17 protein-coding genes are annotated in these 13,492 nt (G+C 40.3%); 12 read left to right on the top strand and 5 right to left on the bottom strand.

The genetic code is table 11. The features are described 5' to 3' along the window. Positions 1-40: 40 nt before the first annotated feature. Positions 41-580: an RNA polymerase sigma factor gene (locus BUE31_RS29355; protein WP_073407478.1), complete on the bottom strand. Its 540-nt coding sequence runs from the start codon at positions 578-580 to the stop codon at positions 41-43. 195 nt (positions 581-775) lie between these two features. Next, a complete protein-coding gene (locus BUE31_RS29350) occupies positions 776-1,174 on the bottom strand; it encodes a hypothetical protein (protein ID WP_073407476.1) in 399 nt (132 codons plus the stop codon). Between the two features lie 371 nt (positions 1,175-1,545). Between BUE31_RS29350 and BUE31_RS29345 the strand changes: the two genes are divergently transcribed. The 3 genes from BUE31_RS29345 to BUE31_RS29335 all read left to right on the top strand — a co-directional run bounded on the left by BUE31_RS29345 (position 1,546) and on the right by BUE31_RS29335 (position 3,828). Further along, positions 1,546-2,349, top strand: a complete 804-nt coding sequence (locus BUE31_RS29345) for an SDR family NAD(P)-dependent oxidoreductase (protein ID WP_073407529.1) — start codon at positions 1,546-1,548, stop codon at positions 2,347-2,349. A gap of 80 nt (positions 2,350-2,429) precedes the next feature. Continuing rightward, entirely contained in the window at positions 2,430-2,858 is a 429-nt protein-coding gene (locus tag BUE31_RS29340) for a nuclear transport factor 2 family protein (RefSeq protein ID WP_073407474.1), read from the top strand. A gap of 112 nt (positions 2,859-2,970) precedes the next feature. Continuing rightward, the gene (locus BUE31_RS29335) at positions 2,971-3,828 is read left to right on the top strand and encodes an RNA polymerase sigma factor (protein WP_073407473.1); all 858 of its coding nucleotides are present in this window, start codon (positions 2,971-2,973) and stop codon (positions 3,826-3,828) included. Positions 3,829-4,275: 447 nt separating this feature from the next. On the opposite strand, the gene BUE31_RS29330 is transcribed toward BUE31_RS29335, so the two are convergent. Then, positions 4,276-4,632, bottom strand: a complete 357-nt coding sequence (locus tag BUE31_RS29330) for a winged helix-turn-helix transcriptional regulator (RefSeq protein WP_073407471.1) — start codon at positions 4,630-4,632, stop codon at positions 4,276-4,278. A gap of 106 nt (positions 4,633-4,738) precedes the next feature. Here BUE31_RS29330 and BUE31_RS29325 point away from each other — a divergent pair, with 106 nt between their 5' ends. The 3 genes from BUE31_RS29325 (at position 4,739) to BUE31_RS29315 (ending at position 7,294) form a co-directional block, all read left to right on the top strand. Further along, positions 4,739-5,491, top strand: coding sequence for an SDR family NAD(P)-dependent oxidoreductase (locus BUE31_RS29325; RefSeq protein WP_073407470.1), 753 nt, complete (start codon positions 4,739-4,741; stop codon positions 5,489-5,491). 75 nt (positions 5,492-5,566) lie between these two features. Further along, entirely contained in the window at positions 5,567-6,154 is a 588-nt protein-coding gene (locus BUE31_RS29320; protein ID WP_073407468.1) for a Crp/Fnr family transcriptional regulator, read from the top strand. A gap of 381 nt (positions 6,155-6,535) precedes the next feature. Continuing rightward, positions 6,536-7,294 carry an SDR family NAD(P)-dependent oxidoreductase gene (locus BUE31_RS29315; protein ID WP_073407467.1) on the top strand — a complete coding sequence of 253 codons (759 nt, stop codon included), beginning with the start codon at positions 6,536-6,538 and terminating at the stop codon, positions 7,292-7,294. A 565-nt stretch (positions 7,295-7,859) separates the two neighbouring features. Here the strand turns inward: BUE31_RS29315 and BUE31_RS29310 are convergent. Next, positions 7,860-8,153 (bottom strand): putative quinol monooxygenase, encoded by a 294-nt coding sequence (locus tag BUE31_RS29310; protein ID WP_073407466.1) that lies wholly within the window; start codon positions 8,151-8,153, stop codon positions 7,860-7,862. 152 nt (positions 8,154-8,305) lie between these two features. On the opposite strand from BUE31_RS29310, the gene BUE31_RS29305 reads away from it, so the two are divergent. Next, positions 8,306-8,893 carry a Crp/Fnr family transcriptional regulator gene (locus tag BUE31_RS29305; protein WP_073407464.1) on the top strand — a complete coding sequence of 196 codons (588 nt, stop codon included), beginning with the start codon at positions 8,306-8,308 and terminating at the stop codon, positions 8,891-8,893. A gap of 83 nt (positions 8,894-8,976) precedes the next feature. Further along, entirely contained in the window at positions 8,977-9,729 is a 753-nt protein-coding gene (locus tag BUE31_RS29300) for a glucose 1-dehydrogenase (RefSeq protein ID WP_073407462.1), read from the top strand. 518 nt (positions 9,730-10,247) lie between these two features. Here the strand turns inward: BUE31_RS29300 and BUE31_RS31235 are convergent. Next, on the bottom strand, positions 10,248-10,415 hold the full coding sequence (locus tag BUE31_RS31235) for a hypothetical protein (protein ID WP_159440762.1): 168 nt from the start codon (positions 10,413-10,415) through the stop codon (positions 10,248-10,250). A 321-nt stretch (positions 10,416-10,736) separates the two neighbouring features. On the opposite strand from BUE31_RS31235, the gene yhhA reads away from it, so the two are divergent. Genes yhhA through BUE31_RS29275 form a run of 4 tightly spaced genes read left to right on the top strand, consistent with a single transcriptional unit; the run spans position 10,737 to position 13,487 of the window. Continuing rightward, a complete protein-coding gene (gene yhhA / locus BUE31_RS29290) occupies positions 10,737-10,928 on the top strand; it encodes a YhhA family cyclophane-containing RiPP (protein WP_073407458.1) in 192 nt (63 codons plus the stop codon). 9 nt (positions 10,929-10,937) lie between these two features. Next, a complete protein-coding gene (gene yhhB / locus BUE31_RS29285; RefSeq protein WP_073407457.1) occupies positions 10,938-12,086 on the top strand; it encodes a cyclophane-forming radical SAM/SPASM peptide maturase YhhB in 1,149 nt (382 codons plus the stop codon). Continuing rightward, positions 12,079-12,666, top strand: coding sequence for a cyclophane-containing peptide 2OG-Fe(II) oxygenase YhhC (yhhC, locus tag BUE31_RS29280; RefSeq protein WP_073407455.1), 588 nt, complete (start codon positions 12,079-12,081; stop codon positions 12,664-12,666). The genes yhhB and yhhC overlap by 8 nt, the downstream gene beginning before the upstream one ends. 2 nt (positions 12,667-12,668) lie before the next feature. Next, positions 12,669-13,487, top strand: coding sequence for an aKG-HExxH-type peptide beta-hydroxylase (locus tag BUE31_RS29275; protein ID WP_073407454.1), 819 nt, complete (start codon positions 12,669-12,671; stop codon positions 13,485-13,487). The last annotated feature ends 5 nt before the right edge of the window (positions 13,488-13,492 follow it).

Raw genomic sequence — 13,492 nt, 5'->3', positions numbered from 1 at the left:
ACACTTTTACGATTTAACACAATGTTAACATTGCGCGTAATTACTTAACAAATGAAAGCTGTTTGCGGATGTGGGCTACCGACCGGTAAACATGTGTTTTCACCGTACTTACCGAGATTTGGAGGATCTCCGCTATCTCGTTATAATCCAGTTGGTGCTGCCATTTCAGTAAGAACACCAGGCGACCCTGTTCGGGCAGCTCATTCATAAACCGCTGGATAAGGAAGTGACGGTCTTTCTTAAACATGATCTCGTCGGGTTGCAGGTTGCTGTCGCCGGGGTTGTTGTGGGCATGTTCTTCGGGCAGCAGCTGCATCTTTTTGCCTTTGGCGTTTAAGCTATAAACTTTGTTACGCACAGCAGCATACAGGTAAAATTTAAGGGAAGTATGGATCTCTACGACTTCTCTTTTTACCCATAAGGTTAAAAAAACATCGGCAATAATATCTTCGCTATCCGCTGTATAGCAGCCCAGCGAAGCACAAAACCTCGATAATAAGGGATAATATTTTAAAAAGATCAAATTGAAAGCTTCTCTGTCGCCGGCTTGTATTTGCGACAGCAATTCCATATCATCCATTTATCAATAATATTAAGCTACAATTATAAAATTAAGAGAACAAACAAACCCCTCAATAATGATTAAGTGTTTGTTAACTTTAATACCAAAAATTTTCGATGAAACAGGATCATTAACAGAGCGTTTCTCTAACTAATTCGTTGAGAATTTGCGAAGAATTGGAAAGTTAGGTGAGTAAACAATTAATATTTTGAACTATATTACTCTTTTGCGATCAGTTTTAAACGGTACAGCAGAAACCTGATATTCGTCCTCAAAAACTATGTAACCAGGATTCTTACTGGCTATTCTGTCTATGACAATATCATAATGTTCAGCTATTTCTATAAGGTCTTGTATTTTTTTGATGTGCTCTTTGGCTGAATCTTTGAACCAAGACAAGGATACGTTAGCATTATATTTGCTTGCTCCATTAGAAAATCTCGTTGGCTTTTCCAGATTCCGATTAAACCAACCAGATAATTCCTTAAGTTTATTAATGTCATCATCTTTTGTTAAGGAGTGATCATCGCGCAAATACTTAAGCGCCATAAATACTCCAGTCTCCAACTCACCGTATGGATTAATAAATTGAGTTGTAAATCGAAGATACATTAGTTAAGGCTGTTATATTTAAGAAATAAAAATAACAAAAAAACCCACCACTAAATAGTAACAGATTTTAAACTTGTGGTAAATCTTCGATGGTACCTAAGATGTTCAGTCCACTGAGGCTAGGCTCGAACCCAGCGACCCTTTGCATACTGATCATATATGGCCAAAACAGTGATAAGTGCAAGGTATTAGAGACTACTGAAGATGTCCTGAACAAGTGGCCGCGCAGATCATCGATTTGATAGAACTGTTACGGCAATAACTCCTGCATTTTTTTATTTGCTGTATCCCCGCAGTCTGTCGTTTCAAACTATTTCATAAAAACCCGATCGTTTTGGATGGCTCAAACGTCTAAAGAGAAAAACAATCAAATGGAAAATCTAAAAGACAAAGTAGCCGTTGTATTTGCGGCATCCGGCGAAATTGCAGGAGCTGTTGCCCGTTCATTCGCCCAACATGGTGCAAAGGTGTATGTTACCGCCAAGAACCTGAATGCTGTAAAAGCTTTGGCTGAAGAGATAGAAGCCAATGGCGGACGCGCTGAGGCTGGCAAAGTGGACGCATTAAACGAGACTGAGATCGACAGCTATTTACAAAAGGTTGTTGAGGAGAACGGGAAACTGGATATGGTATTCAATGGCATCGGGAGTTATTACAAAGATGCAGGTAGCGGCACACCTACAACGATTGCCACTTTCGAGCAATTTCTGAATCCTTTGCAAAGAATTTGTGGTTCGCAGTTCCTTAAGTCGAGGGTCGCCGCGAGGCATATGATCCAATCCGGATCCGAGGGCACCATCTTACTGTTCACCGCATCTATGGCTAGGACTAAGACCCCCAATATGGCAGGATTCGCCTCAGCCTGCGCGGCTATTGAAGGATTGACGAGGGTAATGGCTGCCGAGTTTGGTCAGCATGGAATCAAGGCGATCTGTATCTGCTCCGGCGCGTTGCTGGAGACGAATAAGATCCAGGGAATGATTAGTGATTTTTCAGAACTCGCAGGTATTTCCAGGGAAGAAATGGCTAAGAACTACACAAGATTTGACATCCTGAAATCAGGGCCAACATTGAAACAACTAGGCGAAACGGCCGCCTTCCTTGTTTCTGAAAATGGGGTAGCTTTCAACAGTCATATTGTTGATTTTGACTGCGGGAAGCTAAATGTATTATAATAAATTTATTGGGCACAGTCTTCCTGCAAGTCTGCAGCCTGCTTTATTACCTATAACAATCTCCAATTAATTAAATCAATATGAAAATAATACTCACTGCGTTGCTGCTATTAGCAGCAGGGGCTGTTTCTGCCCAATCAGTGCAAGAAACACAAATCCTCGCATTATCCAATACTATTTTTAGGTGGGACATAACAAACCAGGTTGATTCACTCGCTAACATCTTTGATCAAAAATTTATATTAGTCATTGGTACGGGTGAAATTCAACGGAAAGATCAGTATCTTACCATTTTAAGAAGCGGCAACTTTGTTCACAATAACATTGATGTTGAAGAAAATATAGCCACCGTTGAAAACAGTACAGCTACTGTTGTTGGTAAAGGAAAATTCACGGTCACTATTTCGGGTAATAAGGTTATCCTGCACCTGTCCTACATCGAAGTTTTCACAAAAATCAGGAACAGTTGGAAATTACTTGCACTTCATTTCGGCGCACTCCCCAATTAATGATAACCGTCAGATTACAAAAGCAGCATATTCACCATCTATTATATATATTGGGTCGCGGTCTTTCAACAAGTCTGCGGCCCGCTTTATTACCTAACATAAATTGATTAAAATGGAAAAAGAAGACATTCTTAAAAAAGCTTTGACAGGCGATATTAAATCATTTCAAATGCTGTTTGCGGAATTTCAAAACCAGCTGAAATCTTATCTCTATCGTTTAACTACTGATCGGAACGACGTGGATGACCTGATGCATGATACTTTCATCAAGGCGTTTGATAAGATCTCCGCCTACAACCAGGATTCCTCCCTCAAAACTTGGGTATTTAAAATAGCGACCAACCTGGCCTATGATCATTTGAGAAAATTAAACAGATGGCCAGCTGATGCACAGGATCAGGGCGCAATTTTAGCCATCAGTACCGCGGAGATCCAACAGTCGTTCAGGATTGTTCACCAGACCTCCCATGCCGGAGCCTATGAAATGAAAGAGCACATCGATTTTTGTTTCACCTGCATCTCGAAAACCTTGCCTATAGAAAACCAGGTAGCACTCATCTTAAAGGATATTTACGATTTTCAAACCAAAGAAATTTGTCTCATCATGGAGAGTACGGAAGGAGTTGTAAAACATCTGCTGAACTTTTCCAGAGATACTATGACTAACGTTTTTGATAACAGGTGTGCCCTGGTAAACAAAAATGGCGTTTGCGACCAATGCAGTCAATTGAATGGGATATTTAATCCTAAACAAGATCAACAGGAGGAGCGAATGAAATTGGAATTAGTAAAAGCGTCAAAGAAATTTAACAGGGCGGAACTGTTTACATTGAGGACAAAATTGGTAAAAGCTATTGACCCGCTCCATAGTTCAGGTGCAGACCTCCAGGATATTATTTTGAGATGCACCAGGACTGCCATTGGTGATGTAGGTGATTTTTTTGAATCAGCCAAAGGTAAAGACAACTAAAAGTAAATTAGCGTTCCATTTTTACACGCGGAACACTTGGAACACCGTGAAACATGTTGATTATAAGATACTTAAGTAAATGACAATATGTAAGTATCTGATAATCAACAGTTATGGTTTTTTTTTGCTTTTTTGGCGATTTCTTGTAATTGACTTATAATAAGCGTGTTCCACTTTTTCCTGTTAATCAAAATTGTGTTCCACCCTGAAAAATGTTTACACCTGGTTACGATTTATTTACAAAGTTTTCATTTTTATTTACAATCCAAATCTCTCAAGCTGAAAAATATCAAAGTAGATTAGCTTATCGGTGTTCTTTTGCAGGATAATCAGGTCACTGCCGACTTCTGTACCCACATAGTCGGTAAACAGGTTATTGGGCAACCGAATGGCTGATACGAGGTTGTTGGCAGCAATGCCAGGACGACAACCAACAAAAAACGAACATTATTTCCCGACAATTTTCTTTCGGTGTACAATTCCCCAATCTGTAAGGTTACTGATGATGGTTTGCAGCGTATCGCCGTGTTCCGTCAATTCATATTGAACCGTTATAGGTTGTGTATCTAAAACGGTTCGTTTTACCAACTGGTTTATTTCTAATTCCTTTAATTCTTTGCTCAGCATTCTGTTGGAAATTCCTTCTATATCATTCAAAATATCGGAAAATCGCCTTTTGCCGTAACAGCAAATAGACGAAATAATAGCAATCTTCCATTTCCCATTCAGCGCATCCATTGAATCCTGAACGGCCCTCATTCTTTTCTTTTGCTCCTGTTGGAACTCTGCTATTACACACCCCATAATGTTACTTTGTTACCTCTGTGTTACTGTTATTTTTCAGTACAAAGTTACTAAAAATAACTTACGCAATATACCTTTGTCGCTCAAACATTAAATAATAGAAATAATGAGTAGATTAAAAAATAAAGTAGCAGTTATTACGGGTGGTAATAGTGGCATTGGATTTGGCATTGCCAGGGAATTTAAAAATGAAGGTGCTAAAGGAGTTATTGTCGGCAGAAATCAGGAAACTTTAGATAATTCTGCGGCTCGGCTTGGAGATAATTTTATAGCCATAAATGCCGATGTAACCAACCTTGCCGACCTGGAAAGAGTGTTTAAAGAAACAGCTGAAAAATTTGGTAAAATAGACGTGATCGTAGCCAATGCAGGTGGTGGAGCTGTAGGAACTGTGGCAGATCTTGGCGAAGCCGACTATGATAAGACTATGGATCTAAACCTGAAAAGTGTTTACTTCACTGTTCATAATGCACTGCCCTATATGAATGATGGTGGTTCTATTATTCTTATCGGGTCAAATGCAGCACATCGGGCATATCCGAATTTTACGCTTTATGGTGCTGCAAAAGCGGCCGTAATCTTTTTTGCAAAAGCATTTTCAAGCGACCTTTTAGGCAGAAAGATCAGAGCAAACGTAATAACGCCAGGTACAACAGATACACCAGCATTTGAAAAGTTTGTTCCCTTAGAACAAATTGAAGCTATAAAAACACACTTTGCAGGTGAAATGCCGATAGGCAGAATTGGGCAACCATCTGATATTGGTAAAACAGCGGTTTTCCTGGCTTCTGATGATTCTTCGTTTATCCTTGGCGCTGAAATCCTTGTTGATGGTGGTATGACCTATTTGTCTAAGTAATTGACCCCACAGCGGCGCGGGTTTATTTAATCCCTATTTCTTCAGGAAGCAGGGATTTTTTTATATACTTGAACGATGTCTAATTTTGAAGCGCTTTTCGATTACATTCAGGAAATATCAGGCAAACTGCTTTCAGAGGATGATAAGCGTTTGTTGATGGCTCATTTCAAACCCAAAAAACTTCGAAAACGGCAATACTTTTTACAGGAAGGAGACGTATGTAAATATATTGGATTTATTGTAAAAGGATCTGCCCGGACCTTTACGGTAGATGAAAAAGGGCATGAACATATACTGAAATTATCTTTGGAAAATTGGTGGCTGGCCGATTTCGAAAGCTTTTACCTGTTAACGCCAAGTCGCTTTAATATTGAAGCGCTGGAGGATCTGGAGGTTCTGCAATCATCCAATGCTCAAATTGAGGACTTTCTTAAGCCTATACCTGCCTTTTCAGCGATGGCGAACGTGATCAGTCAAAATTACACCATTGCAAACCAGAAAAGAATGCAGGCTGCTATGAGCTATACGGCTGAAGAGCGTTACGAGGATTTGATCAGCAATTATCCGCATTTTCTACAGCGGTTCCCGCAAAACATGATCGCTTCTTATCTGGGTTTATCCCCGGAAACTTTGAGCAGGTTAAAGAAAAACTCTTTTAAATAGATCTTACGCTTTAATATAGCTTTTCCACAAAGCGGCCGACTTTTCAATTGCCGCTTCAGAAACCCCATCGATATATCTTCCTCAATGCAAAAAAAGTTCATATCAATGGAATATGTGCCGTTGTGACCGGTCTGGCTTTCTGCTACTTTGGTTTTTCACCTCTATCGTAAGTTACTATTTTACAATTCGTTATCATGTTAATATGATATAGATCATCACCTTGTATTGACCTACATCAAGCGTATTTAATGATTCATGTCAACACGCAGTTCGTTACAGCACAGCATCTTTGGATATAATTCAGAACGGAAAAACCCTGAAGAATTTGAAATCAGGCGATTGAATGAATATCAACAAAAAATGAATTAATAAATAGAAATAATGAGTAAATTAAAAAACAAAGTAGCCGTAGTTACCGGTGCTTCAAAAGGAATAGGTGCATCTATAGCAAAACACTTTGCGGCAGAAGGCGCAAGGGTTGTTGTGAATTATGCCTCAAGTAAAGAAGGCGCAGATAGCGTGGTTAAGGAGATAACCGACAATGGAGGCATAGCCATTGCGGTACAGGCCGATGTATCTAAAGAAGCCGATGTAACCAGGCTGTTTGAAGAAACAAAGCGGGCTTTCGGCACCTTGGATATTTTGGTCAACAATGCGGTTTATCAGGGATATGCACCTATAGAACTGATATCAGCAGAAATTTTTCATAATAGTTTTAATGTCAATGTACTTGGTCCCATACTAACTATTCAAGCGGCTTTGAAACTGTTTGGCGATAAGGGCGGGAATGTCATCAATATCAGTTCAGGTGCCAGCAAGATGCCCCTTCCTGGAGCCTCTCTATATTCTGCAACTAAAGCGGCATTAGATGCCCTAACGATTTCTTTATCGAAAGAACTGGGTGCAAAAAACATTCGGATCAATTCTGTTTTGCCGGGTGCTACGGAAACAGAAGGTGCAACCAGTGCGGGCGTTACTGCCGGCAGTGAGTATGAAAAAATGTTTATTGCCAATACACCGCTTGGTCGCAGAGGCCAGCCCGAAGATATTGCGAAAGCTGTTGTATTTCTTGCTTCCGATGATGCAGCGTGGATTACGGGTGAGCAAATTTCCGTTTCGGGTGGTATGTATGGTTTTTAAATTCGTAAACTCAAAAAAATGAAAGACAATGGGACGGAATTATTGGTTGACGGTGGTTTCACCAAAACGCAAAAAATAATGGGTTCAAAAACTTAAGTTTCTTTCAAATCCCTGTTTCTTCCGGAAGCAGGGATTTTTTGCAAATACAAGAATCATAGTCGTAAATTAGCCTTAAGCAAGTCAAAAACGCAGTTTTTGCTCAAGATATTTTCGAACCAGTAATCGACTGATAATCTTTTGGTCCCTGGTTCGAGCCCGGGTGGGCGCAAAAACGGCCTTTACGATATCGTAAAGGCCGTTTTTGTTTTAGTCAATTTAAAAACCTTTGTTTAAAGCAAATAAGGGCATGTTTTGGTTCGAGCCCAATTGGGTTACCACAGGTGGGTAAGCTGCGTATCCGGCAGGCTTGATTAGGCTGTTACGTGCGCCTGGGCACCGGGTTATGTTAGCAATCTCAGGTGCTAATAATCTTAAAGATTGCTGCGGAGCGTTGCGGCGCCGATGACTTTAATCTGTAAGCCATCAGCGTCGATCCATTGCTCCGGCAGGTTAAAATAGCCAGAATTTATTTAATCGCCAGCAAGTCTACCTTTTCGATTACCGGACTGGTAGCTAACAACTCAGGTGCTTTGGCCATCAGTGCCTTGGCGATCTCGCCGCCCAGGTGCGCGTTGCGGCCGGCCTCATCCGTAAAGGTGTCGAAAATGCCGAAAGTGGACGCCCCGATTTGAAGGGCGTACCAACACACAGTTTCTGTTTCGGCTTGAGCCAAAGGTAAAGCGCTTTTTATGAAATCAGCGACTTCCTGTTCTTTGCCAGGTTTAGCTTCCAGGCGTGCGAGTAATGCAAATTTTTCCATGATGTTTATTTGTTGAATGCGTTAAAAAAAATGCCAATCAGGATCAGTCCTGATAGCAGATGGCAAAACTACCCAACCCACCCCTCAAAAAAGGTGAACTGGTTCACAAAAAATGCTTCCCGAAAAAATGCGTTAATTTGTAATTTAATACCATGGAAGACCTGTCGCCCTTTATTGAAAATATAAATCATAAGACCCGCCTTTCGCCTGAAAACATGGAGCGACTGACCGCTGCATTCCGGGTGGTGAAGGTCAAAAGAAAACAATTGCTCATCCAGCCCGGCTTTGTTGCCAAATACCGGATTTACGTGTTGAAAGGCGCTTTTCATTCTTATGTAATAGATGATAAAGGAAACGAACATACGATACAGTTTGCAGTGGAGGACTGGTGGCTTTCGGACTATAACAGTTACATTCACCAGACACCGGCCACGCAGTTCGTAGAAGCTTTGGAAAATAGTATCATTCTTCAGATCGATCACCAGGCCGAGCAGCAACTCAAAGAAGCCAATTTGGAATTGGCGACACTGTTCCTGTTGATGGCTGAGCGTTCGGCGGCTTATCTTGCGCGGCGCATCGTATCTAATTTGACGCAAAGCGCCGAAGAACGGTATAATGAATTTGTTGCCAAATATCCGCAGGTAGTGCAGCGCCTGCCGCAATACGCACTCGCCTCTTATCTTAATATGACCCGGGAGTTCTTGTCGAAGATCCGTAACGACAAGGTGCGAAAAAAGTGAACCAGTTCACGTGTTTTTCTTAAGATAGTTCATCGTTTTCCAAGTACGATTACCCCCAATTTTGTGGTCTAAAATTTAATATTATGTCACAAAAATTGAACAATAAAGTAGCCGTTATTACCGGGGGTAGCAGCGGTATTGGTTTAGCCATCGCCAAACGTTTTGCACAGGAAGGTGCCAAAGTCGCTATTACCGGCCGCAACCAAAAAACTATCGATCAGGCTGTCGCCGAGATCGGCCCTAACGGACTGGGCATCCAGGGCGACGTCTCCAAACTGGATGACCTGACCCGGATTTATCAAACAGTATCAAACCATTTTGGTAAAGTGGACACCCTGATCGTAAATGCCGGTGTTTACGTTTTAGCGCCACTGGCTGATTTTACCGAAGAACAATTTGACCAGGTTAGCGATATCAATTTCAAAGGCGCTTTCTTTTCGGTACAAAAAGCCCTTCCGGTATTAAAAGACGGCGCATCGGTGGTACTGATTTCTTCGACAGTTAACGGTAAGGGCATTCCTAACCATGCGGCTTATTCAGCAACCAAGGCTGCTGTACGTTCACTTGCCCGCAGTTTTTCTGCGGAACTGCTTGACCGCAAAATACGCGTTAACGCCTTAACCCCGGGACCTGTTGATACACCTGTATTTGCTTCGGTTACCGGCAGCGCAGAAGGAGCTGCTGCAATGAAAGAAGCTATGGGAAATTTTACGCCGGTTAAACGCGTAGCGGAACCAGAAGAATTGGCCGCTGCCGCTCTTTACCTGGCCTCGGACGACTCAACTTTTATGCTGGGTGCCGAACTGTTGCTTGATGGTGGTGTAAGGGAGCTTTAAGTGGGATGTAGAGCACCGATTTTTGTTACTATTTTAGAAATGCCAATTATTACTCAATGAATTGATATGGTCAAATTGTTGCAGAACTAAAGGTTCGCTATTCCGGAATATTGTGATTAATGGCTCCTGAATTTCAAACATTTCATATTAAATTGATAATGAGGCTAATGCCTTCAAATCTTTCATAAAATGGTTCGGGAAGCACCAATTAAGGCGCACGGAAGCGAACAACGAAAGTTGTTCGCTTTTTTTGTGTTCTGTATGTAGCCGCGGACTACCTGTCGATGGCGTCACGAGTCTCCACCCTTAAATCGGCCTTTTTTGATCCGTATATAGCCGGCAAAGCGTTCCATTTTTCCACACGAACACGTGGAACGAGATGAAACATTCTGATTATAAGCAACTTAAGTAAGTTACGATATGTAAGTATCTGATAATCAATAACTATTAATTTTTTGCTTTTTTGACGATTTCCTGTAATTGGCTTATAATAAGCGTGTTTCACTTTTTCCTGTTAATCAAAATTGTGTTCCATCCTGGAAAATATTTACACCTGGTTGAGTGGCTTTAAGCGGGCTATTTGTTTGCGGGCTACCTATCAGTGGGGCAGAAGAAGCCATCCCTTTTGACCTGGTCGTTATTCTCGCGCTTGAAAGGAGTTTTGTTTGTGATTTAAAAATCTTCATTTCTTTAAATTTTCGGTAACCTAGGTTCTGTTTTTAATGGCTGATAAAATCAAAATTTAATTAATAAACTTAAAATTTCTATTTTTAAACATAGTGCTTTTTGCTTCTATTCTAATAATAACTCTAACGTGAAAACACATTTATTTATAAACCAAATAGTTACAATGTAGTAAAACCTTTAATCAAGCTGTAATTAGCCCAAAAATCACTAATCGAAAGAAATCATGTGATAATAATAAAATATTGATTGTGAACAAGTTAAAATATTTGTCTAAAAACTCTATTTTTTTTAATATACCTTTATAAAAAACATTAACTATCATGGATTTTAACAACCAGCCACAAAGTGATTTTGCAGCTACTGAAAGTTCTGTAAATCAGCAAAATAACGTATTGAACGTAAATGAAGTACCTAATGCTGTATTGCAAAGATTGATGGCAGAGGTTAAAAATGATCAGGCTAACGATATGTATGCCTACGACCGCGCACACAATCGCCATAATCGTTCTTAACACGCCATAATGGCTTTTGAAGCACAAATTGATCCCGGGCTTGATACAGTTCTTGTAAAAGTTGCCAGTAGGTGTAATATTAATTGCACCTATTGCTATGTTTATAACATGGGCGACGATAACTGGGCGCACCTGGAGAAATTTATGACACCGGAAACAATCGGTGCGTTGTGCAATTCATTAGCTGAAATTGTAGTAAGACAGCGAAAATGCTTTAGCATTGTATTACATGGGGGCGAACCTTTTCTCCTAGGTGAAGCCCGGCTCCGGTTTTTATTAAAAAGTCTTCGTCAAGTTTTACCGGAACACTATCCGATCAGCATCCAAACAAATGGTATTTTAATTTCTTGGCCCATACTAGATATTTGCTCTAAATTCAAAGTTAGCGTAGCTGTCAGTATAGATGGCCCAGAGGAAGTACACAATAAATACCGGGTGACACACAATGACAAAGGTACTTTCGATCAGGTGGTTGCGGGGATCAATATTCTTAAAGCGCACACTGATGCCCATTTCCTTTATGCCGGATTACTAGCCGTCATTGATCCTCTTTCAGATCCCGTCGCGGTTTACCGTTTTTTTAAGGAACTCGATGCACCAAGCGTTGACTTTTTATATAAAGACGGCAACCATACTAAGCTACCGCTGAATAAAGCATCTGTGTTTTCTATTGAATACGGCGTGTGGATGGTAGCGCTCTTAGAGATTTATATAAATGATATAAATCCTATTAAGGTGCGGGTTTTGGATGATATGATCAAGTCACTAATTGGCGGTGTCGTGACAAAGGAAGGCATGGGACTAACAGACTTTTCGATAGTTATCATCGACACCGATGGCACGATCATGAAAAATGACACTCTAAAAAGCACCTATAATGGAGCTGATAAGTTTGATCAACCCTTGAACATCAAGGACGCCAGCTTGCTTGATTTTTTAAATTCTGATGAATTTAACGAGTATCGTAAAATGCAAAGGCCGTCCAACTCTAAATGCCTGAATTGCTCCGAATTGCATGTTTGTGGAGGCGGAATGATACTGAATCGCTGGAGTAAGGAGAACGGATTTGATAATCCATCCGTCTATTGTTCCGACCAATTGTATTTGATCAATGCAATTCGGAAAACCCTTGCTCAATATAATTTACAACATGCCTGAAAATAATTGCTTTAGTCTTAATACAGCACGGGTTGAACAAAGCCCATTCCTTCATTTTACTGCAAACTCAATTCTTCCGGCTGATAAGATAACACAAGTCTTCAAGTGGTTTCAGGATACCGGGATTTGGAATTTGGTCGAAACAGACTTTTACGAACAATACGAATTCAGTCTACTCCATACTGAACTTCCGGAAAATATGCTTTTTTTGGTTTCCGAAGAAACACTATCTTATATTGAACAAAAATATGTGCAGGAGTTTGGGGTCAATGCCCTAAAACTCGTTGATATTGTCGCCCATAAATTAGTCAATGAACAACGAATAGGCATTCACAATGACTTTATTAATGGTGAGGAAACCCATCGGATGGTACTGCATATTAACCCTTACTGGAAAGAAGAAAATGGCGGCTTGCTTCTTTTGTTCAAGTCAACTAAACCGGAGGATATCGTAAAAATTGTTAAACCTGCTGACAATACTGCTTTTGGTTTTGAAATTTCCAGGCAGTCCAATCATGCTGTTTCGAAAATTTATAATTTTACACGTTTCACCATTGTTTACACCTTTAAACAAATTTAATTGTGGAGTCGAGCAATCTTATTGCTGATTTTATAGCGCGGCCGTTCCCGTTATGGAACAATGCACTGTCTGTCAGGCTTGTGGATGACAATTTTAAAGCACTGAACAATACCTACGGCCTGACCTCCTCTATTTTGAAACATGCGGTAGTAAAAGAAAATATCCTTCCTTTAACAGAGGAGGTTGGTTGTATGGTTATTGCATTACCTTCGAAAGAGATACAATTTTTCTTTGACGATCACGGTTTAACGCCATTTTCAACTGATAACCTGTTTGATGAAGCGGTAGCACAGATTAAAGGGGCAATTGCTGTTTTTGAGGATGTTCCTCCTGTTAAAGATTTTATTATCAAAATAGTAAAATCGATCGTTATTCTTAAAGCTGAAGATCCTCAAACGGACATTAGCTACAGTCATCCGGACTTACCATTTTCGGTATTTGTTTCTGTTTGCGACCAGATATCGCCTATAACTAACTTACGGGTAGCGGAGTCTATTTTACATGAGGCGATGCATTTGTATTTAACATTAATTGAGGGGGTTTCACCCATGATTAGTCTTAATTCAAATGAAACTTTTTACTCGCCTTGGAGAGACGAACAAAGGCCGGTTCGGGGAGTTCTACATGGGCTTTGGGTTTTCAAAGCTATTTTAGACTTTTACTGTGTTATAAGGGAAAATGCTGTGAGTAATATCGTATTAGAGTTTATTGATAATCGAATTAAGTTGTTAAAGAAAGAAATAGCGCAGGTTTCGGGTTTTCAACATTCGAAAGGTCTAACCTCACAAGGTCAAATATTAGCGATGAATTTATTATCCTGATTTTG

The sequence above is a fragment of the Mucilaginibacter sp. OK098 genome (assembly GCF_900142915.1).
In the GTDB taxonomy this organism is placed as follows: domain Bacteria; phylum Bacteroidota; class Bacteroidia; order Sphingobacteriales; family Sphingobacteriaceae; genus Mucilaginibacter.
Note: the sequence above shows the minus strand (reverse complement) of the source record. Positions and strands in the feature narration are given on the sequence as shown.